14 protein-coding genes and 1 pseudogene are annotated in these 18,993 nt (G+C 65.1%); 7 read left to right on the plus strand and 8 right to left on the minus strand.

Annotation, left to right across the window (positions count from 1 at the left end):
- Positions 1 to 10 precede the first annotated feature (10 nt).
- On the plus strand, positions 11 to 2,230 hold the full coding sequence (locus tag FQS62_RS00295; RefSeq protein WP_208044158.1) for an RHS repeat-associated core domain-containing protein: 2,220 nt from the start codon (positions 11 to 13) through the stop codon (positions 2,228 to 2,230).
- 631 nt (positions 2,231 to 2,861) lie between these two features.
- Here the strand turns inward: FQS62_RS00295 and FQS62_RS00300 are convergent.
- The 3 genes from FQS62_RS00300 to FQS62_RS00310 all read right to left on the minus strand — a co-directional run bounded on the left by FQS62_RS00300 (position 2,862) and on the right by FQS62_RS00310 (position 6,240).
- Positions 2,862 to 3,569 carry a 2OG-Fe(II) oxygenase gene (locus FQS62_RS00300; RefSeq protein WP_208043777.1) on the minus strand — a complete coding sequence of 236 codons (708 nt, stop codon included), beginning with the start codon at positions 3,567 to 3,569 and terminating at the stop codon, positions 2,862 to 2,864.
- Positions 3,570 to 3,677: 108 nt separating this feature from the next.
- Positions 3,678 to 4,694 carry a class 1 fructose-bisphosphatase gene (locus tag FQS62_RS00305; protein ID WP_107378880.1) on the minus strand — a complete coding sequence of 339 codons (1,017 nt, stop codon included), beginning with the start codon at positions 4,692 to 4,694 and terminating at the stop codon, positions 3,678 to 3,680.
- Positions 4,695 to 5,037: 343 nt separating this feature from the next.
- Positions 5,038 to 6,240: an amino acid aminotransferase gene (locus FQS62_RS00310; protein ID WP_005411770.1), complete on the minus strand. Its 1,203-nt coding sequence runs from the start codon at positions 6,238 to 6,240 to the stop codon at positions 5,038 to 5,040.
- Positions 6,241 to 6,411: 171 nt separating this feature from the next.
- Between FQS62_RS00310 and FQS62_RS00315 the strand changes: the two are divergent.
- The 4 genes and pseudogenes from FQS62_RS00315 (at position 6,412) to ligD (ending at position 12,996) form a co-directional block, all read left to right on the plus strand.
- Positions 6,412 to 8,504 (plus strand): annotated as a pseudogene (locus tag FQS62_RS00315) (TonB-dependent receptor).
- A 519-nt stretch (positions 8,505 to 9,023) separates the two neighbouring features.
- Positions 9,024 to 9,422, plus strand: a complete 399-nt coding sequence (locus tag FQS62_RS00325; protein WP_049445720.1) for a hypothetical protein — start codon at positions 9,024 to 9,026, stop codon at positions 9,420 to 9,422.
- Positions 9,423 to 9,585: 163 nt separating this feature from the next.
- A complete protein-coding gene (locus tag FQS62_RS00330) occupies positions 9,586 to 10,506 on the plus strand; it encodes a non-homologous end joining protein Ku (RefSeq protein WP_208043415.1) in 921 nt (306 codons plus the stop codon).
- A 3-nt stretch (positions 10,507 to 10,509) separates the two neighbouring features.
- A complete protein-coding gene (gene ligD / locus FQS62_RS00335; RefSeq protein ID WP_088480597.1) occupies positions 10,510 to 12,996 on the plus strand; it encodes a DNA ligase D in 2,487 nt (828 codons plus the stop codon).
- A 75-nt stretch (positions 12,997 to 13,071) separates the two neighbouring features.
- On the opposite strand, the gene FQS62_RS00340 is transcribed toward ligD, so the two are convergent.
- From FQS62_RS00340 to FQS62_RS00355, 4 genes are all read right to left on the minus strand, one after another.
- Positions 13,072 to 13,464 carry a hypothetical protein gene (locus FQS62_RS00340; RefSeq protein WP_049445714.1) on the minus strand — a complete coding sequence of 131 codons (393 nt, stop codon included), beginning with the start codon at positions 13,462 to 13,464 and terminating at the stop codon, positions 13,072 to 13,074.
- A gap of 127 nt (positions 13,465 to 13,591) precedes the next feature.
- Positions 13,592 to 14,620 carry an alcohol dehydrogenase AdhP gene (adhP, locus tag FQS62_RS00345; RefSeq protein WP_088480595.1) on the minus strand — a complete coding sequence of 343 codons (1,029 nt, stop codon included), beginning with the start codon at positions 14,618 to 14,620 and terminating at the stop codon, positions 13,592 to 13,594.
- A gap of 96 nt (positions 14,621 to 14,716) precedes the next feature.
- The gene (gene eda / locus FQS62_RS00350; protein ID WP_057501592.1) at positions 14,717 to 15,355 is read right to left on the minus strand and encodes a bifunctional 4-hydroxy-2-oxoglutarate aldolase/2-dehydro-3-deoxy-phosphogluconate aldolase; all 639 of its coding nucleotides are present in this window, start codon (positions 15,353 to 15,355) and stop codon (positions 14,717 to 14,719) included.
- A 116-nt stretch (positions 15,356 to 15,471) separates the two neighbouring features.
- Positions 15,472 to 16,062, minus strand: coding sequence for a cysteine dioxygenase family protein (locus tag FQS62_RS00355; protein ID WP_088480594.1), 591 nt, complete (start codon positions 16,060 to 16,062; stop codon positions 15,472 to 15,474).
- Positions 16,063 to 16,300: 238 nt separating this feature from the next.
- Between FQS62_RS00355 and FQS62_RS00360 the strand changes: the two genes are divergently transcribed.
- Complete coding sequence (locus FQS62_RS00360; RefSeq protein ID WP_208043416.1) at positions 16,301 to 17,356, plus strand: LacI family DNA-binding transcriptional regulator; 1,056 nt, start codon at positions 16,301 to 16,303, stop codon at positions 17,354 to 17,356.
- Positions 17,357 to 17,464: 108 nt separating this feature from the next.
- Here the strand turns inward: FQS62_RS00360 and phhA are convergent, their stop codons facing one another.
- The gene (gene phhA, locus FQS62_RS00365; protein ID WP_208043417.1) at positions 17,465 to 18,358 is read right to left on the minus strand and encodes a phenylalanine 4-monooxygenase; all 894 of its coding nucleotides are present in this window, start codon (positions 18,356 to 18,358) and stop codon (positions 17,465 to 17,467) included.
- A gap of 125 nt (positions 18,359 to 18,483) precedes the next feature.
- Between phhA and FQS62_RS00370 the strand changes: the two genes are divergently transcribed.
- Positions 18,484 to 18,966, plus strand: a complete 483-nt coding sequence (locus tag FQS62_RS00370; RefSeq protein ID WP_004153377.1) for an Lrp/AsnC family transcriptional regulator — start codon at positions 18,484 to 18,486, stop codon at positions 18,964 to 18,966.
- The last annotated feature ends 27 nt before the right edge of the window (positions 18,967 to 18,993 follow it).

An 18,993-nucleotide genomic window follows, 5' to 3' on the forward strand; every position in this document is an offset into this window, starting at 1 on the left:
GACTATCCATATGCCAGCACTGACGCTTGCCCTGATCGGGCTGAACGCTGTTGTCTCCGTCAATACATATGAGTACGACGAGCTGGGTCGCGTGATTGTCGAGCGCGGAAACGGCGTACAGAACGTGCGTTATGCCTATGACGCGGAGGGACGCGTCACCCAGGTCACCGACTCGCAGAATCGGGTTACCCGCATGAGCTACGACGCTCGCGGTCGCTTGATCCAATCAATCGATGCTGCTGGAGGGAAGACGCAGATTGCGTACGATCATGCAGATCGTCCAATCCGAGTGAGCGATCCCCGCAATCTGGTCACCACCTATGAGTTTGATGGCTTCGGCCAGATGTGGAAGCAGGTGAGCCCGGATACGGGAACGACACAGCACCAGTACGACGCTGCAGGTCTACGGACATCGACGACCAGATCGGACGGAAGCGTTGTTTCCTTCGACTATGACGGCCTGGGTCGCATGACCTCTGCGAGTGCGGAGGACCGGACGTTGGGCTACAGCTACGACTGGTGTGGCAATGGTAAAGGACTGTTGTGCGGCACCTCGGGGCCGGGAACAGCAACACATTTTGCCTACACCGCGAATGGATCGCTGCAGATACGCCGCGACTTCACAGATCTGTCTGGTCAGAAGACGGATTACAGTACGACGTATGGCTACGACGGCATCAATCGCCTGAGCGAGATCACCTATCCCAATGGTGACAAGGCAACCTACTCCTATGGTTCCCACGGAAAACCAAGCGCGTTGGTGGCAACCGTAGACGGCACGCAGCGTTCGATCATTTCCCAGGCAAGCTGGAAGGCCACGGGAGCGCGCGGGTGGCTGGCTTATGGCAATGGCCTCGGCCGGGGCTATAACCACGATCCGGAGGGACGGCTGACGGCAATGTCGGTCTGGGGACCCAACAGCAGCAAGCTCAGCTATTGGGACTACCAGTACAGTGGTGATGGAGAAATCATCGCCATCGTCGATGCTGTCGACCCGAACATGACGCAGATGATCGGGTACGACTCACTGAGCCGACTGACCCAGCTGACTCGGTTTGGCGTCACCAACAATCTTTCCTACGACGCCGGCGGCAATCACGACCGCTATCAGGCCGGTAGTCAGCTGACCCAGTACAGCATCGACCCGGGGAGCAACCGGGTGCTGAACTACACCAATCAGGACGGCAGCCGCCAGTACCAATACGACGCATTGGGAAATCGTATCAGCGAGACTGCGGGTAGCCGGATCAGTACCTACGAATACGATGCCTTCAATCGCATGAGCCGAAGCAACATCGGAGGCGCAGCGACCGACTACGTGTTGAATGCGCAGGGGCAGCGCGTCGCGAAGATCAATCAGAACACCAATAGTCGCTACTTCTACGCCGGTCAGAACCAGCTCATGACTGAGCTGAACAATGGCGTGTGGACCAACTACTTCTGGTTCGAAGGCGAACTGGTGGGGCTGGCCCGTAGCGGGCAGCACAATTACGTGCATACCGATCATCTTGGACGCCCGGAGTTCGTCACCAGCCCAGGCCAGCAGACCGTCTGGAAGGCGTACAACTACGCCTACGGACGTAGTGTCCAGAAGGATGAGATCGGCGGGTTGAACATTGGCTTCCCGGGTCAATACTACGATGCAGAAAGTGGGCTTTGGTACAACGGCTTCCGAGACTATGACGCGAGCATCGGCCGGTATGTGCAGAGTGATCCGATTGGGTTGGCGGGGGGAATGAATACCTATGCATATGTGGGTGGGAACCCCGTTTCCTTCACCGATCCTTATGGGCTCTGTGGAATCAACTACCTTGACCTCGCCATTGGAATTGCAGATGTCAACATCGGAAGAATTGAACTCGCCGGTGGTGCTGCTACCGCAATCATTGGCGCTGGATTGGGATCAGAAGAAGCGATGGCTGCAGGCGCGTTGGCCGGAGGTCTTGGCCTGGCAACCATGTATGATGGTGCAGCCGGCATCCGGGGTGCTTTTGACGGAAAGAAGCGTGACCCTGCGTTACAAGAGGTTGGTGGAGCTCTTTTGGGATACCACGGAGCTAAGGCGGGACGAATCGTATCTGACTGGACGACCATTCGCGGTGGATTCAAAGGCCTGAGGAACGTTATGCGAGGTAAAGCGACTCTTCAAGGAGCTTATGATGCCGCAAAAGCCGGAAAAGAGATGGTAGACAGCCAGTCGTCCGGCACCGATCCGTGCGATTGCAAGTGAGAGAATGATGAAGATTCTACTTTGGGCGCCTGTAGTTATATTTTCTTTGTTGTCATTGAGAGCAGTGGCTTTCGTCGTGTACCAAGGACTAAATGGATCTCCGTTCGAAGAGGAGGAGATCATTGTCGCTGGGGTTGGGTTGGTCTGCGGCTGGATCGCCTGGGTCATGTACAAGACCTTGATCAGACCATGGAGGAAGCCGAAGCCCTAATGTAGAGTTGGAGATCGTGAGTCGTCCTGTCGCTGGACGGACTCTGCGCGCCCATCGTTCCACTGGACACTGGTCAGCGCCATGGACGCCAGACGACCGATAGCGCGCATTGCGAACAATAGGTCACTGGTCCAACTAACTCTGTGCCTTGTCGCGGCTGTCCTGATCGGAGTCGCGGCTGTCCTGATCGGAATGAAGAGCGCTCTTCCATCTTCAGTTCAACTGTCAACTCAAGGAATTCCCCGTCGAGAAGATCAGTGCCTGCAAGGCGGCAACGGTAATCTCTGGCGATCCTTGGGGCCCACCCGATACCCGGGTGGAACAGCCGGCATGCAACTACATCGCCACCATCGTCAGTAGCGTCGAGCTTGCTCGACTTCGCTCCAGGTTCAGTCGAGCAAGCTCGACGCTACGACGACGCTACCCCCCGAACAACTTCTGCGCACTCTGGAACAGGATCCAACTCGTCGCGATGAACTTGTCCCCACCCTGCGGTCGGTTGCCACGATGCGTATGGGTGAACGCGGTCGGCGCAATCAACAGACTGCCGGTGCGCGGCGCGATCTTCCGCCCCTGGAACAGGAACTCGGTTTCCCCCTCTTCGAACTCGTCGTTGAGGTACAGCGTCCACAGCACGTGCCGATGCAGGGTCTCGGCCTGTGCGTCCTTCGGGTACAGCTCGCAGTGCCAGTAGGGGTAACCACCCTCGCCCGCCGCATACCACTGCAGGTTGATGGCGCCGGGGCGCAGGCAGGTCCGCGCAAGATCCGCCAGTTGCTGTGGCGGCATGTCGGGGAAGTCCTCGGCAGACAGGCGTCGCGGTTGGCCGTTGCTGTCCTGGATCTGCAACATCAGCGGGGCGATCAACGCCTGTGGATAACGGCGTAGATAAGTCAGCAGGCCGTTGAACACCGCAAGCTGCAGCTGTTGATCGACATCCTGCCAGCCCTCCAGGCCACTGATGCGCAGATCCTTGCTGTGCTTGAGTTCCGGGAACACGCCACTGCCCACGGCACCGGGCTGCAGGCCACGCGTGGCGCGCAGGCGTTCAACGATGGCCGCGCAGACCTCGCTGGGGACGGCGTTGTGGATGACTTCAATGAAATCGACCGGGCCCTGCTCGTGCATGCGTGCATTCCTTAGGCGGCAACGGCTTGATGGTGCCGTTTGCCGCCCTCGGTGTCACCCCACGGTCATGTCATCGTTCTGCCATGACCGCTGTCAGGCGATAGGCCGTCAGCCCTGTGCGTTGTCGTGTGCGTGGTGGTAGCGCACGGCTTCGGCCACTTCCTCGCGCGAGCCGAGGAACACCGGTACGCGCTGGTGCAGCTGGTCGGGCTGGATGTCGAGGATGCGCTCGCGGCCGGTCCAGGCGGCGCCGCCGGCCTGTTCCACCAGCAGGCCCATCGGGTTGGCTTCGTACATCAGGCGCAGCTTGCCGGCCTTGGACGGGTCCTTCTTGTCCCACGGGTAGATGAAGATGCCGCCGCGGGTCAGGATGCGATGCACGTCGGCCACCATGCTGGCGATCCAGCGCATGTTGAAGTTCTTGCCACGCGCGCCTTCCTTGCCTGCCAGCAGATCGCCCACGTAGGCCTGCATCGGTGCTTCCCAGTGGCGCTGGTTGGACATGTTGATGGCGAATTCCTGGGTGGCCGCCGGGATCTGCATGTTCTCGGTGGTCAGCACGAACTCGCCCTTCTCGCGGTCCAGGGTGAAAGCGTGGGTACCGTGGCCGACGGTCAGCACCAGCTGGGTGCTGGGCCCGTAGATGCAGTAACCGGCGGCAATCTGCTTGCTGCCCGGCTGCAGGAACGCGTCATCGCCCGGCAGTTCCACGTTGGTCGGGCAGCGCAGCACGGAGAAGATGGTGCCGACGGAGACGTTGACGTCGATGTTGGAGCTACCATCGAGCGGATCGAACAGCAGCAGGAAATCACCGCGCGGATAGATGTCCGGCACGGGCTGGCTGTGGTCCATTTCCTCCGAGGCGCACGCGGCGAGGTGGCCACCCCAGGCGTTCGCTTCAAGCAGGATCTCGTTGCTGATGACGTCCAGCTTCTTCTGCGCCTCGCCCTGCACGTTACCGGTACCGGCATCGCCCAGCACGCCACCGAGGGCTCCCTTGCTGACGGCGATGGAGATGCTGGTGCAGGCGCGGGCGACGACCGCGATCAGCTGGCGCAGGTCGGCGTTGATGCGGCCGGCGTGCTGTTCCTGGATCAGGAAGCGGGTCAACGAAGTACGGGACATGAGCGGGCAGGTCTCGGCAGCGGGAAAACGCCTATTGTCGCCCGTATGGCGGGGGCGTGCGTGAGCGCGGGAAGGCGTAATCGTTTCCAGATGCGTTGCGCTCGTGGCGCCTTCCTTTTGTCGAGGCTCGTGGGAGGGGGAGGCGATGCAGGACACGCTGCAAGTACGTCCATGTAAGCTCGATGGCGCCATCCATGGCGGCCAACGGTCCTGCAGCGCCTCCCCCTCCCACGCGCTTCAGGGTTCGCCGCGAGCGCGGTGGGGATGGCAAAGGCAAGAGCAAAAGCAAAAAAAACAAAGGCGCCTTTCGGCGCCTTTGTCTTCAAGCTACTGGAGTGTTGCTTCAGCCCTTGGCGACGGTGGCCACGGCCTTGGCGACGTATTCCAGGTTGTTCTGGTTCAGCGCGGCCACGCAGATGCGGCCGGTGCCGACGGCGTAGATGCCGAACTCGTCGCGCAGACGCTCGACCTGCTCGCGGCTCAGGCCGGAGTAGGAGAACATGCCGGCCTGCTCGTTGATGAAACCGAACTGCGGCGCGCCAGCGGCAGCCAGCTTCTCGACCAGGCCCTGGCGCAGGGCGTGGATGCGCTCGCGCATCTCGGTCAGCTCCTGCTCCCACATCGCACGCAGTTCCGGGTTGGTCAGCACGCCGGCCACCAGCGCAGCACCGTGGGTGGATGGGCTGGAGTAGATGGTGCGGATCACGCGCTTGACCTGCGACTGCACCGCCTTGGCGTCAGCGGCGGTCGGTGCCACCATCGACAGCGCACCCACGCGCTCGCCGTACAGCGAAAACGACTTGGAGTACGAGTTGGCGACGATGAAGCTGTCGATGCCGGCTTCGGCGATGATGCGCACGGCGGCGCCGTCCTGCTCGATGCCCTTGTCGAAGCCCTGGTAGGCCATGTCGATGAAGGGGAACAGCTGCTTGTCCTTCAGCAGCTGCGCGACCTGCTTCCACTGGGTGACCGTGAGGTCGGCGCCGGTGGGGTTGTGGCAGCAGGCGTGCAGCAGCACCACGGTGCCGGCGTCCAGCTTGCCCAGGTCGGCCAGCATGCCGTCGAAATCGACGCCATGGGTGCTCGGGTCGAAGTAGGTGTAATCCAGCACGTCGAAACCAGCGGCGCTGAACACCGCACGGTGGTTTTCCCAGCTCGGGTTGCTCAGCGCAACGGTGGCGTGCGGCAGCAGCTTCTTCAGCACGTCGGCGCCGACGCGCAGCGCACCGCTGCCACCAACGGTCTGCGCGGTGGTGACGCGGCCAGCGGCCAGCAGCGGCGAATCCTTGCCGAACACCAACTCGCGCGTGGCCTGCGTGTACGCCGGCAGGCCATCGATCGGCAGGTAGCCGCGCGGTTTGGCCTCGGCGGCGAGCTGCTGCTCGATCTGCTTGACGGCGCGCAGCAGCGGAATGCGGCCGCTCTCGTCGTAGTAGATGCCCACACCCAGGTTGACCTTGGTCGGGCGGCTGTCGGCGTTGTACGCCTCGGTCAGGCCCAGGATCGGGTCGCCTGGGACCAGTTCCACGTTTGCAAAGAAGGACACGGCGGTACTCGTTCGGTAGACGGAAAGGGGGAGGAAGTGCGCTACGCGGTCCGCGGCTTTTCGGCCGGAAACAGCCCATCGTAACAAAGCCTGCCGAGGCTGGCCGCCGCCATCGTCATCCGCAGCCCCGTACCATGGCGTGCGTTGCCGCCCGATCCATCAACCTGAATCATGAATCCCGCCGCACGACGCCGTTGCCTGCCGCTGTCCGCCCTGCTGCTGTCGCCCTGGACGGCGGTGGCCGAGCCTGCGCCCACCGCCCTGCCTGCGGTGCAGGTACAGGCCGCCCGGGTGCCAGGCATCGATCCGTTCGCGCTGCCGGCCAGCCAGGACACGGTCTGGATCGACGCCAGCCGCGCGGGCACCGGCGCGCAGCTGTCTGAGGCCATGGCTGGGGTCCCCGGACTGCTGGCACGCGACCGGCAGAACTTTGCCCAGGACACGCAGCTGTCGATCCGTGGCTTCGGCGCTCGCTCGACCTTTGGCGTGCGCGGGGTGCGGGTGCTGATCGACGGCGTCCCCGCGACCATGCCCGATGGCCAGGGCCAGCTGTCGCATGCCAGCCTGTTGGGCGCCGAGCGCATCGAGATACTGCGCGGGCCGTTCTCGGCGCTGTATGGCAATTCCTCCGGCGGCGTGCTGCAGGTCTGGAGCGCTCAGGGCCAGGCCGGCGACCCGTGGCGGCTGCGCCTCAACGCCGGGGCTGACAACACACTCAGTGTCGGCGCGCAGCTGAAGGGTGCCGGCCACGGGCTGGACTACAACATCGCCGCCAGTCATTTCCGCACCGACGGCTGGCGCGACCACAGCCGCGCGCGCCGTGAATCGCTCAACGCACGCATCGGTGGCGAGCTGGGCGGTGGGCGGCTGGAGCTGCTGCTCAATGCGCTTGACGCCCCCGATGCGCAGGATCCGCTGGGCCTGACCCGTACCCAGGTGGCGGCGGATCCGCGCCAGGCCACGGCGGTGGCGCACCAGTACAACACGCGAAAATCGGTGCGCCAGCAGCAGGCCGGCCTACGCTGGACGCGGGAGACCGGGGCACAGCGCTGGCAATTGATGGGCTATGCCGGCCAGCGCGCGGTACGCCAGTACCTGCCGATTCCGCCGGCACCCCAGAACAACAGCCCGCTGCATGCCGGCGGCGTGATCGATCTGGAGGGCGGCTACGGCGGGCTGGACGCGCGCTGGGGCTGGCACGGCGATCTGGCGGGTCGACCGCTGGATCTGGTGGCCGGGCTCAGCGCCGACCGCCAGCGCCAGCACCGCACCGGCTACGAGAACTTCATCGGCAGCGCCCTGGGCGTGCGGGGGCGCCTGCGTCGTGACCAGATCGACACCGTGCAGAACGTGGACCAGTTCGCCCAGGCCTGGTGGCAATGGAGCCCGCGCTGGTCGTTGCTGGCCGGCCTGCGCCACAGCACCGTGCGCTTCGACTCGGACGATCGCTACATCACCGTCGGCAACCCGGATGACAGTGGTCGCCGCCGCTACCAGGCGACCACGCCGGTGGCCGGGATCAGCTTCGAGGCCAGCCCGCAGTGGCGCCTGCACGCGGCGGTGGGACGTGGCTTCGAAACCCCTACCTTCAACGAACTGGGTTATCGCGCCGACGGCCAGGCGGGATTGGCGCTGGATCTGGCGGCGGCGCTCAGCCGCAGCCTGGAGATTGGCAGCAAGTGGCACGCACAGGATGGCACCCAGCTCGATATCAGCCTGTTCCGTGCAGATACCGACGATGAGCTGGCCGTTGCCAGCAATATTGGTGGGCGCAGCACCTATCGCAACATCGGCCGAACCCGCCGTCAGGGTGTGGAACTGCAGTATCGACAGCCGCTGGCCGAGCAACTGGAACTGCAGCTGGCGTGGACCTGGCTGCAGGCGCAGGTGCGCTCGCCGTACGTGACCTCGAACAGCGTGGTTGCTGCGGGCAGCCGCCTGCCCGGTGTGCCACGCCAGCAGGCCTTCGCCCGGCTGCAGTGGAGCCCCGCCGACTGGCAGTGGGCGCTGGAGGCTTCTGCCAGCAGCGATACCGTGGTCAACGACCTGGCCACCGAGCGCGCGCCGGGCTATGCGTTGCTGAACCTGGAAGCCGGCCGTCGCTGGACCCTGCCGGGTGGCGAGCTGCGCGCCTTCGCCCGGCTGGACAACGTGCTGGACCAGGCCTACATCGGCTCGGTGATCGTCAATGACGGCAATGGCCGCTTCTACGAACGGGCCCGGGACGGCGAGCCAACGTCGGCCTGCAATGGTCGTGGCGCTGAAGGGGTAGTGCCGGCCGGCGGCCGGCACGACCGGTCAGTCGGGGGCCTTGGCTGGCACGAACGGCGAGGTCGGGTCGCTGGCCGGGAAGGTCTCCTCCAGCGCCTCGTCCTGGTTGTCGCTGGCGCGCTGCTTGCGCTCGCGGCGCTTGAGCGGGCTCTCCTGGCCACCGCGATGGCGGTCACCGCCATCCTTGCGGTCCTGCGCCGCCTGTTCAGCCTCATGCTTCACCGGCAGGTGGTCGTGCTCGGCATCGAAGAACGGTGCACCGGTGCCGCGGTAGTCGGCGTTGTCGGCATCGCGCTTGCCGCGCTGCTCGCCGGGAATGGGCGGGTGGTTTTCCCGCAGCGGGTCTCGCGAGGTCTCTCGGCTCATGGTCTGGTACCTGCCCTTGGGGGATTCCACTACACCGCTCCGCAGGTAAAGCCACCGCGAACCTGGCGTCATGAACATCTCGCTCACCCCCCGGTAACGGCACCGCGCGTATTCCTGCCCACCCGCCCCCGCTGCAGGAGCCGGCCATGCCCCGTCTTGAACGACCCGCACCGTCCGTGTTCAACGCCCTGCTCGATCCGCTCGGCCAGCGCACCGCGCAGCGCCGCACGCGCCGCCCGGAAGACCCGCAGGCGGTGGCGCAGGATTACCTGCAGTACATGCTCAGCGACTATGAGGAGAGGCGTGGCCAGAGCCACCGCAACTGGCGTGATCTGTGCCCGGTGTATGCCTTCGCGCTGACGACCCATGCCGCGGATTGGCCACGCGGTGATGCCGCCGATACCTGCGAGGAACTGGCCGAGCACTGGGAACAGATGCGCGGACAGTCACGGTTGGGCTGGTCGCAGGCACGGCCGGTGGTGGAGGACGCCTGGCGCGCGCTGGACCATATTCCGGCGGCGGCGGTGAGGCCGTTGCTGCAGTAGTGCCGGCCGCTGGCCGGCAACCTCAGGAAACTTCAGGCCGCGAGCTCTGCCGGCCAGCGGCCGGCACTACCGTCTTCCGTAGAACCCACGTGCACGGTATCGACACGGGTGGTTTACACCGCTCGTCCGAAGCTGGATACCCTGCCCTGCCAAAGGTACGCCCATGGCCCGCCCGATCTGGACCGGCACGCTGTCGTTTGGCCTGCTCAACGTGCCGGTGTCGCTGATGTCCGGCGAACGCAAGGTCGATCTGCAGTTCCGCATGCTCGATTCCCGCGACCGCAAGCCGATCCGTTTCGAACGGGTCAACGCCGACACCGGCGAGGAAGTGCCCTGGAAGGACATCGTCAAAGCCTACGAGTACGACAAGGGCAGCTATGTCGTGCTGGAGGAAGGCGACATCCGCTCGGCCGCACCGGAGAGCCACGAAGCGGTGGAAGTGGAATCGTTCGTGGATGCGGCGCAGATCGACCCGCGCTACTACGAGAAGCCCTACCTGCTGGTACCCGGCAAGAAGGCCGAAAAGGGCTACGTGTTGCTGCGCGAAACGCTGCGCAGCACCGGCAAGGTGGGCATCGCGCGGGTGGTGGTGCGCACGCGCGAATACCTGTGCGCGGTGATGCCGCATGAGGACGCGCTGGTGCTGATGATCCTGCGCTATCCGCAGGAACTGGTGGATCCGGAGGACTACAAGCTGCCCACCGGCAAGCTGTCCGACTACCGCATCACCAGCAAGGAAACGGCGATGGCCGAACAGTTGATCGAGTCGATGGCCGGCGACTGGGATCCGTCGCAGTACCACGATGAATTCCGCGAGCGCCTGCAGCAGGTGTTGAACAAGCGCATCAAGTCCAAGGGCGGCACCACGCGGGTGGACGATGAGCCGGCACCGCGCGAGGACGCCAGTACCAATGTGGTCGACTTCATGGCGCTGCTGCAGAAGAGCCTGGATGCGAACAAGCGCACGCCGGCGAAGAAGGCGGCAGCGCGCAAAGCAGCCGCCAAGTCGCCAGCGAAGAAGGCCGCAAAGAAGACACCGAAGAAGGCTGCAAAGAAGACCGCACCCCGGCGCAAGGCAGGTTGAGCCATGTCGCTGCACCAGTACCGGCGCAAGCGGCGCCTGGGCGGCGGCGCCGGGCAGACACCGGAGCCCGACGACACGCGTGCCCCCGGTGACCCGAAGCGGCGGCCGACCTTCGTCATCCAGCTGCACCACGCCAGTTCGCGCCACTATGACTTCCGCCTTGAGATGGACGGCGTGCTGAAGAGCTGGGCAGTGCCGAAAGGTCCTTCGCTTCGCGTCGGCGAGAAGCGGCTGGCTGTGGAAGTGGAAGATCACCCATTGTCCTATGCCGGCTTCGAAGGAGACATTCCTGAAGGTCACTATGGTGCGGGCCACGTGGAAGTCTTCGATCACGGCACCTGGGCCTGTGAAGGCGATCCACTGCAGGCACTGGCGGCGGGCAAGATCGACTTCGTACTGCACGGACAACGCCTGGCCGGTGGATGGAAGCTGGTGCGCACCGCGATGAAAGGACGCCAGGTGCAGTGGCTGCTGATCAAGCGCGACGACGGTGAAGCGCGCGACGCCGAGGCGGATGACCTGCTGACGGCACCGATGCCGAAACGAGCACCTGTGGCGAAGAAGCGTTCCGCAGAGAAGGCGGCGCGTGCAGCACCCGTCGCACGCACGACCACACGCAAGGCCGATGCGCGCTGGCGTGCACGCGCACTGCAACTGCACAACGCACGTGATACGGCCTATCCCCGCGGATTCAAACCGCAGTTGACCGATCATCGCGGCAGCGCGCCGGATGGAGAGCGCTGGCTGCATGAGATCAAGTGGGATGGCTATCGTCTGCTGGCCGATCTGCACGATGGCGAGGTGAAACTCCGCTCCCGCAACGGCCTGGACTGGACCGATGATTTTCCCGAGGTGGTACAGGCCGTGCAGGCGCTGCCGGTGCGCGATGCGCGCCTGGATGGCGAGCTGGTGGTTCTGGACAAGGAAGGACGCAGTGACTTCGCCGCGCTGCAGCGGGTGATCGACGGCAGTTCGAAGCAACCGCTGCGCTACATCGTGTTCGATCTTCCCGGTGTGGCCGGCGTGGACATCAGTCGTGCACCGCTGATGGAGCGCAAGGCACTGCTGAAGGATCTCATCGGGCCAGCGCCCGGCACCCTGGCCTTCAGCGAGCACGTGATCGACCATGGCCCGCAGGTGTTCGACGCCAGTGGCAAGGCCGGCTTTGAAGGCATCGTCAGCAAGCAGGTGGATGCGCCGTATGTAAATACTCGCGCGCGCAGCTGGGTGAAGGTGAAGCACGAAGACACCGACGAGTTCGTGATTGTCGGCTACACGATGCCGAAGGGTTCCCGGGTGGGGTTCGGCTCGCTGCTGCTGGCGACGCCGGACAAGGGCGGATTGCGCTATGTGGGCCGCGTTGGCACCGGCTTCGACGACGAGAACCTGCGCGCGCTGCTCAAGGCACTGCAGCCACTGGCAGTGAAGACGCCCGTGCTGCAGCTGCCGGCGCATGTGCCGTTCCGCGCAGCCAGCGTGCGCTGGGTGAAGCCGGTGACGGTGGCGGAAGTGGCGTTCCGTGGCTGGGGAAAGGAAGGCCTGCTGCGCCAGGCCAGTTTCAAACGGCTGCGCGGCGACAAGCAGAAGGAGGACCTGGGAATGAGCACCGCAGATGCCGAAACCGGAGGCGAGGTCCAGATCACTCATCCGGAGCGGGTGGTGTTTCCAAAGCAGAAGCTCAGCAAGGGAGACGTGGCGGACTACTACCGGAAGATGGCACGCTGGATCCTGCCCGAGATTGCTGGACGACCGCTGTCACTGCTGCGCTGCCCGGACGGCGTGGGCAAGGCCTGCTTCTTCCAGAAGCACCATGGTCCCGGCCTGGGCGATGCGGTACATGCGGTGCCCCTGCAGCAGAAGAGCGGCCGCGAGGAGTACGTCTACATTGACGATGCGCGGGGTCTGCTGCAACTGGTGCAGATGAATACCCTGGAACTGCATCCCTGGGGCGCGACCGTGGCCGACCCCGAGCACCCGGATCGTCTGGTGTTCGATCTCGACCCAGGCGAAGGCGTCAGCTGGGCACAGGTGAAAGCAGGTGCACGCGATGTGCGTGACCGCCTGCAGCAGGTGGGCCTGAAGAGCTTCGTGCGCTTGTCCGGCGGCAAAGGCGTCCACGTGGTGGTGCCGCTGCAGCCCAAGGCTGGCTGGGACGAGGCGAAGGCGTTCTGCGAGGCATTCGCGCAGGCAATGGCGCTGGAGAAGCCTGATCGCTACGTGGCGACGATGAGCAAGGCCAAGCGCAGTGGCGTGATCTTCATCGACTGGTTGCGCAACACCCGAGGTGCCACCAGCGTGTGCTCGTGGTCGCTGCGCGCGCGCGATGGCGCCGGCGTAGCGGTGCCGCTGCGCTGGGAGGAACTGGCGCGTATCAGTGCTGCCGACGCCTTTCCCATGGGCAAGGCGCTGGCGAGGGCGCAGCGGCTGAAGAGTGACCCATGGCAGGGCATCGCGCAGTTGAAGCAGACGCTGCCGCGCATGGATCTGTAGAGCCGAGCCGATGCTCGGCTGCCTGTGTCGGTGTGCATGAAAGCCGAGCATGGCTTCGGCTCTACAGGGGCGGCGTTACCCTGCGTCGCGCGAGGGGCGGCGCCCGAACCACCAACCGACCAGCAGTTGCAACGGCAGCGATGCCAGCAGCGAAATGACGAACCAGAACGGGAAGTCCGCACCCGCCGTCCACATCGCGTAGCCACAGCCCAGCGCGATCAGCGACCAGATCGAGAAGCCGTGTGAACGCGGCCAGCACGGCGCGTAATAGGTGGCGAAGGAAATGCCCGCGATGCCACCGAGCACGCTGAAGGCGAGATCCCAGCCCAGCTGCATGCTGTTGTTGTTCGGCGTCATGCCCAGCAACGGCGGCAGCCAGCTGGCGACGCTGCTGACCAGCGCGAGTGACAGCACGCCGCCGATCAGGGCAACGAGGGACAGGAACAGGGTCTTGAGCAGGCCAGGCATGCGCGCATTGTACGGCTGCCACGGAGTGCCCGGGTTGCCGGCCAGCGGCCGGCACTACCGATGGATCGGCATGGCCGCCGCGTCCGTGGGAGAAGGGGACGGAGCGACGACGGCCATGCACAGGCGGTCAGGCGGCGAAGTCGAGTACCACGCGGCCCTCAATGGTGCCCGCATGCATGCGCGCGAACACCTCGTTGATGTTTTCCAGGCGATCGGTGCTGACCGTGGCCGCGACCTTGCCTTCGGCAGCGAACTGCAGCGACTCCTGCAGGTCCAGCCGGGTACCGACGATCGAGCCACGCACGGTGATGCCGTTGAGCACCATGCCGAAGATGTCCAGCGGGAAGTTGCCGGGCGGCAGGCCGTTCAGCGAGACCGTACCGCCACGACGCACCATGCCCAGTGCCTGCTCGAACGCCTTCGGCGACACCGCCGTGACCAGGGCGCCGTGCGCACCGCCGATCTCCTTCTTCAGGAAGGCGGCGGGGTCGGTGGTGCGCGCGTTGACGGTGATCTGCGCGCCGAGCTGCCGGGCCAATGCCAGCTTGTTGTCGTCCACATCCACCGCAGCCACGTTCAGGCCCATCGCGCGGGCGTACTGCACGGCCATGTGGCCCAGGCCACCGATGCCGGAAATCACCACCCAGTCCCCGGGCTTGGTGTCGGTCACCTTCAGGCCCTTGTAGACGGTCACGCCGGCGCACAGCACCGGCGCGATCTCGACGAAGCCCACTTCCTTCGGAAGCAGGCCGACATAGTTGGCATCGGCCAGTGCGTACTCGGCGAAGCCGCCGTTGACCGAATAACCGGTGTTGCGCTGTGTCTCGCACAGCGTTTCCCAGCCACCCAGGCAGTGTTCGCAATGGCCACACGCCGAGTACAACCAGGGGATGCCGACCCTGTCGCCTTCCTTGACGTGCCCTACCCCGCCTCCCACGGCCACGATGTGCCCCACGCCCTCGTGACCGGGGATGAATGGCGGGTTCGGTTTCACCGGCCAGTCGCCCTCGGCGGCGTGCAGGTCGGTGTGGCAGACGCCACAGGCCTCGATCTTGACCAGCACCTCGCCCGCCCCCGGGCGTGGTACAGAGACTTCCTCGATCACCAGTGGCTTGCCGAACTCACGCACGACAGCGGCCTTCATGGTCGAATTCATGTTCGGATCTCCGTAGTGCGCTTGCCCACAGAATGACGCCGGCGCGAGGCCGGCGCTTTGATCACGATCAAACCTTTGAAGATTCGTGCAGCCGGTTCAGCTGGCCAGTACCGATGCCTCGCGGGCGAGGCGCTCGATGGCGTCCCAATCACGCGTCTGCAGCAGCGCCGGAGTGGTCAGCCACGACCCGCCCACGCACAGCACGTTGGGCAGGTGCAGGAACTGCGGCGCAGTCTGCGCGCTGATGCCGCCGGTCGGGCAGAAGCGCACATCGGCGAACGGACCGTGCCAGGCCGCCAGCAATGCAGCACCTCCGGCCTGTACCGCCGGGAAGAACTTGAAGGTGTCGTGGCCGTGCTCCAGGCCCAGGATCAGGTCCGAGGCGGTGGCGGCACCGGGCAGGTACGGCAGGTCGGCATCGCGCGCGGCGGCGTACAGCGCCGGCGTGGCACCGGGGGAAACGGCAAAACGCGCACCGGCCTGCTTTGCCGCCTGCATCTGTGCGGCGTTGAGCACGGTGCCGGCGCCGATCACCGCATCGGGCACGGCCTCGACCATGGCCTTGATGGCATCCAGTGCCTGCGGCGTGCGCAGCGTCACTTCGATCACCGGCAAGCCGCCGCGGAACAGCGCCTGGGCTACTTCGACCGCTTCATTCACATCTTCGGGGGTGTACACCGGAATCACCGGTGCCAGCTTCAACAGCGCGCGCAGGCGCGGATCAGCGCTGGACATGGTCTTGCTCCTTGCCCGACAGGGCATCGCGGATCGCCGCCGGGTCCGGCAGCACAGCGGCGCATGATGCCACGTGGCTCACCAAGGTGCTGGCGGCGCCCCGCCCTGCCCCCGGTTCAGGCCGGGTCGGCCTGCAACGCCTGGATGCGACGCTGGTACCAGTCACCACCGAGCGGATCGAACACGGCCGAGCGCTCCATCTGCGCCTCGTACACGTGCACCGAGATCGCCAGTGCGTCATCGCTGGCGTTGCGCAGGGTGTGGTACTCGTGCGGCGGGATCAGGCTTCCGGCACTGCCGCAGCCCCCGCGCAGCGCGGCGTGGCGGCGGAAGCGGCAGCGTTCTCCTATGCGCTCCAGCAGCTCGTAACGGGTGATCTCCAGCTCGCCCGACCACACTCCTTCCACACACCACATGGCATCGTGGTCGTGCAGCGGCGTGCCCTGACCTGGGCCCCAGCTCATGGCGATCACGCTGTAGCCGTGTTCGCGGCTGTGGTACAGCGGGCGGCGCGCGTAATGATCACTGACCGGACGGTGTACGCACTCGGGCAATTCGATGCGGCTGTCCGCGATGGCTTCCTGCAGCGCCAGCTGCAGGTCGGCGGTGATGCGCTCGGGGTCACCGGAGGTCATCGCCGCGTCGACCGCGGCGATCAACCGGTCGCGGCCACGGAATGGCGGAAACGGAGAAGTCTGCAGTTCCATGCCCCGAATGTAGCGGAGCATGGTTAAGGGAATGTTGGCGTTCGCGCGCGTCGCACCCGTATTCAGAGCAAGCGCGCGTGAAAAACGGTTCAGATGCAAATGGAGCAGACCGATCACAATGGAACCTCACGCGGTAAAACGTGTCGAACACGACGTGTGCCGCTCCAGCTGCGACATTCCGCAACTTCGCGCCCGACGGGCGCAAGGCTAGAATTCTCCGACTTACCTGGTTCTATACATGTCAGTGCGAAATATCAGCGATGCCGCGTTGCCGGCATCGAAGGGCAAGGCTGCCACGATCAACGACATCGCACGACTGTCGGGAGTTTCCAAGAAAACGGTTTCAAGAATCATCAACAACTCGCCGCTGGTGCGCAAAGACACCCGCGACAAGGTCGAGGCGTTGATGCGCGAGGTCGGTTACGTGCCCGACCCCCTGGCGCGCGGCCTCGCGTTCCGCCGCTCCTTCCTGATCGGCCTGGTGTATGACGACCCGGGCGCCCAATGCATCGTCGACCTGCAGCACGGCGCGCTGGAAGCGCTACGCGGCACCGGCTATGAGCTGGTCGTGCATCCCTGCGACAGCCAGTCTCCGGACTGCGCGCACGGCGTGCGGCGCTTCGTGCAGCAGCAGAAGCTGCACGGCGTGATCCTGGGCCCGCGAGCCTCCGAGTCGGCTGCATTGACGGAGATGCTCGACGGCATCGAATGCCGCTATGTCCGCATCAACGCGCATGTGTCGGATGACGCGACACAGGCGGTGGTCACCCACGATCGCGACGGTGCAGCCGCGGCAGCGGGCTACCTGCTCTCGCTCGGCCACCGCGACATCGCGGTGATTGCCGGACCGGGCAATCGCCGCACCGCACGCGAGCGTACCCATGGCTTCCTCGACCGGTTGGCCCAGGTGGGCCTGACCCTGCCGGGTGAGCGTGTGCTGGAAGCGGGCGATACCTTCGAGTCCGGCGTGCATGCCGCAGAGCGTCTGCTGATGGGCGGACAACGCCCCAGTGCGATCTTTGCCGGCAACGATGAAATGGCTGCCGGCGTGTACCAGGTGGCGTTGCGTGCCGGCATTGCGGTGCCACAGCAGTTGTCGATCGTCAGCTACGACGACAGCCCGCTGGCGTCGCGGCTGTGGCCGCCGCTGACCTCGGTGCGTCGCCATGTGTCCGATATCGGCCGCGTGGCTGCGGCGATGCTGGTGCAGGCCGACGTGCCGGATGCGCCGACCGCAACCAGCGTGCACCCGCAATTGATGGTGCGCGGTTCCTGCCGGGCCGTGGACGCCTGACTGCCCTGCCCTCGCCTGCACCGCCGTGACGGTGCAGGCACCAGGCATCAATGAAAACGGCGCATCCAGGTGCGCCGTTTTCAGTGCGAAGCGGTGTGCGCCGTGCGCTTACACGTCGCCGCCGTCGGCCCAGCCTTCACCGGTGCCCTTCTGGAACACGCGGTCATCGCCCTGCACATCGCCCGCCGGCAGATGCGCCTGATCAGACAGCGCCGCGTAGATCGGGGTGAAGTCCGGCGACGTCGCCTGCATCAGCTGTTCGAAGCTGTCGATGACGAAGTAGGTCTTCTGGAAGGTGTCGATGCGGTACTTCGTGCGCATGATCCGCTGCAGGTCGAAACCGATGCGGTTGGGCGCGGCCGATTCCAGCGAGTACAGCGACTCACCCTTCGAAGAAACGATGCCGGCGCCGTAGATGCGCAGGCCCTCGGGCGTATCGATCAGGCCGAATTCCACCGTGTACCAGTACAGGCGGGTCAGGTTCTGCAGTGCATCCGGGCCGATCGCGTGGGCCTTGACGCCGCCACGGCCGTACGCCTCCATGTAGTCGGCGAACACCGGGTTCATCAGCAGCGGCACATGGCCGAACAGATCGTGGAACAGGTCCGGTTCGGCGATGTAATCAATCTGGTCCGGGCGACGGATCCACCAGGTCACCGGGAATCGGCGATTGGCCAGATGGTCGAAGAAATCCAGTTCCGGCAGCAGGCCTTCGACGCCGACCAGGGTCCAGCCGGTGGCCGCGCCCAGTACTTCGTTGAGCTGGTCGAAGCGCGGAATCATGTGCGCGCTCATGCCCATCTCGTCCTGTGCATCCAGGAATTCCTGGCAGGCGCGGCCGACCAGCAGCTCGCGCTGGCGCTGGTACAGCGTGTTCCAGGTGGCGTGGTCGTCGGCGCTGTAGGTGTCCCACGGCTGCTCGACGAGCGCGGTGGTATACACCGGCACGTAGCCCTTGTCGGTCTGCTGGTGTTCGACGCGGCGGGGCTGGACGGGGTCCATGGGGCACTCCTTGACGGGATATCCAAGATGCTAGGGCAGGGCGCGCGCAACAGGGTTGCAAAAGTTGCGTCGATTGGCCTTTTTGGCGCAATATCCTTGCGTACTCACCATGTTGCGGGGCAACAATGGCCGGAGAAGTCCAGTTCGATCGCACGGATATACGCCTGCTGGCTGAAATCCAGCGGGATGGGCGCGCCACCAACGCCGAGCTGGCGACACGGGTGAACCTCTCGCCCTCGGCCTGCCTGCGGCGCCTGCAGCGGCTGGAAAGCGAGGGCGTGATCGTCGGCTATGGCGCGCGGCTGGAGCCGCGCCAGCTGCGCCTGGGCCTGCAGGCCTTCGTGCGCGTGCAGCTGGAAAAGCACGACCAGGCCGCGATCGGGCACTTCGTGGACAGCGTGCAGGGCTGGGATGAAGTGGTGGCCTGCCATGCACTGACCGGCGACATGGACTACCTGCTGCACGTCTACGTGCGTGACCTGGAGCATTTCTCGCACTTCCTGCTGGACCGGCTGCTCAATGCCGGCGGCGTGGCCGATGCCAATTCCAGCTTCGTGCTGCGCACGGTGAAGGGCTTCCAGGCATTGCCGCTGTCGCAGCTGGAATAAGCGCGCTGCCACGATTTGACGGCACCG

It is taken from the genome of Stenotrophomonas sp. SBJS02, from assembly GCF_020428325.2.
Classification (GTDB): domain Bacteria; phylum Pseudomonadota; class Gammaproteobacteria; order Xanthomonadales; family Xanthomonadaceae; genus Stenotrophomonas; species Stenotrophomonas africana.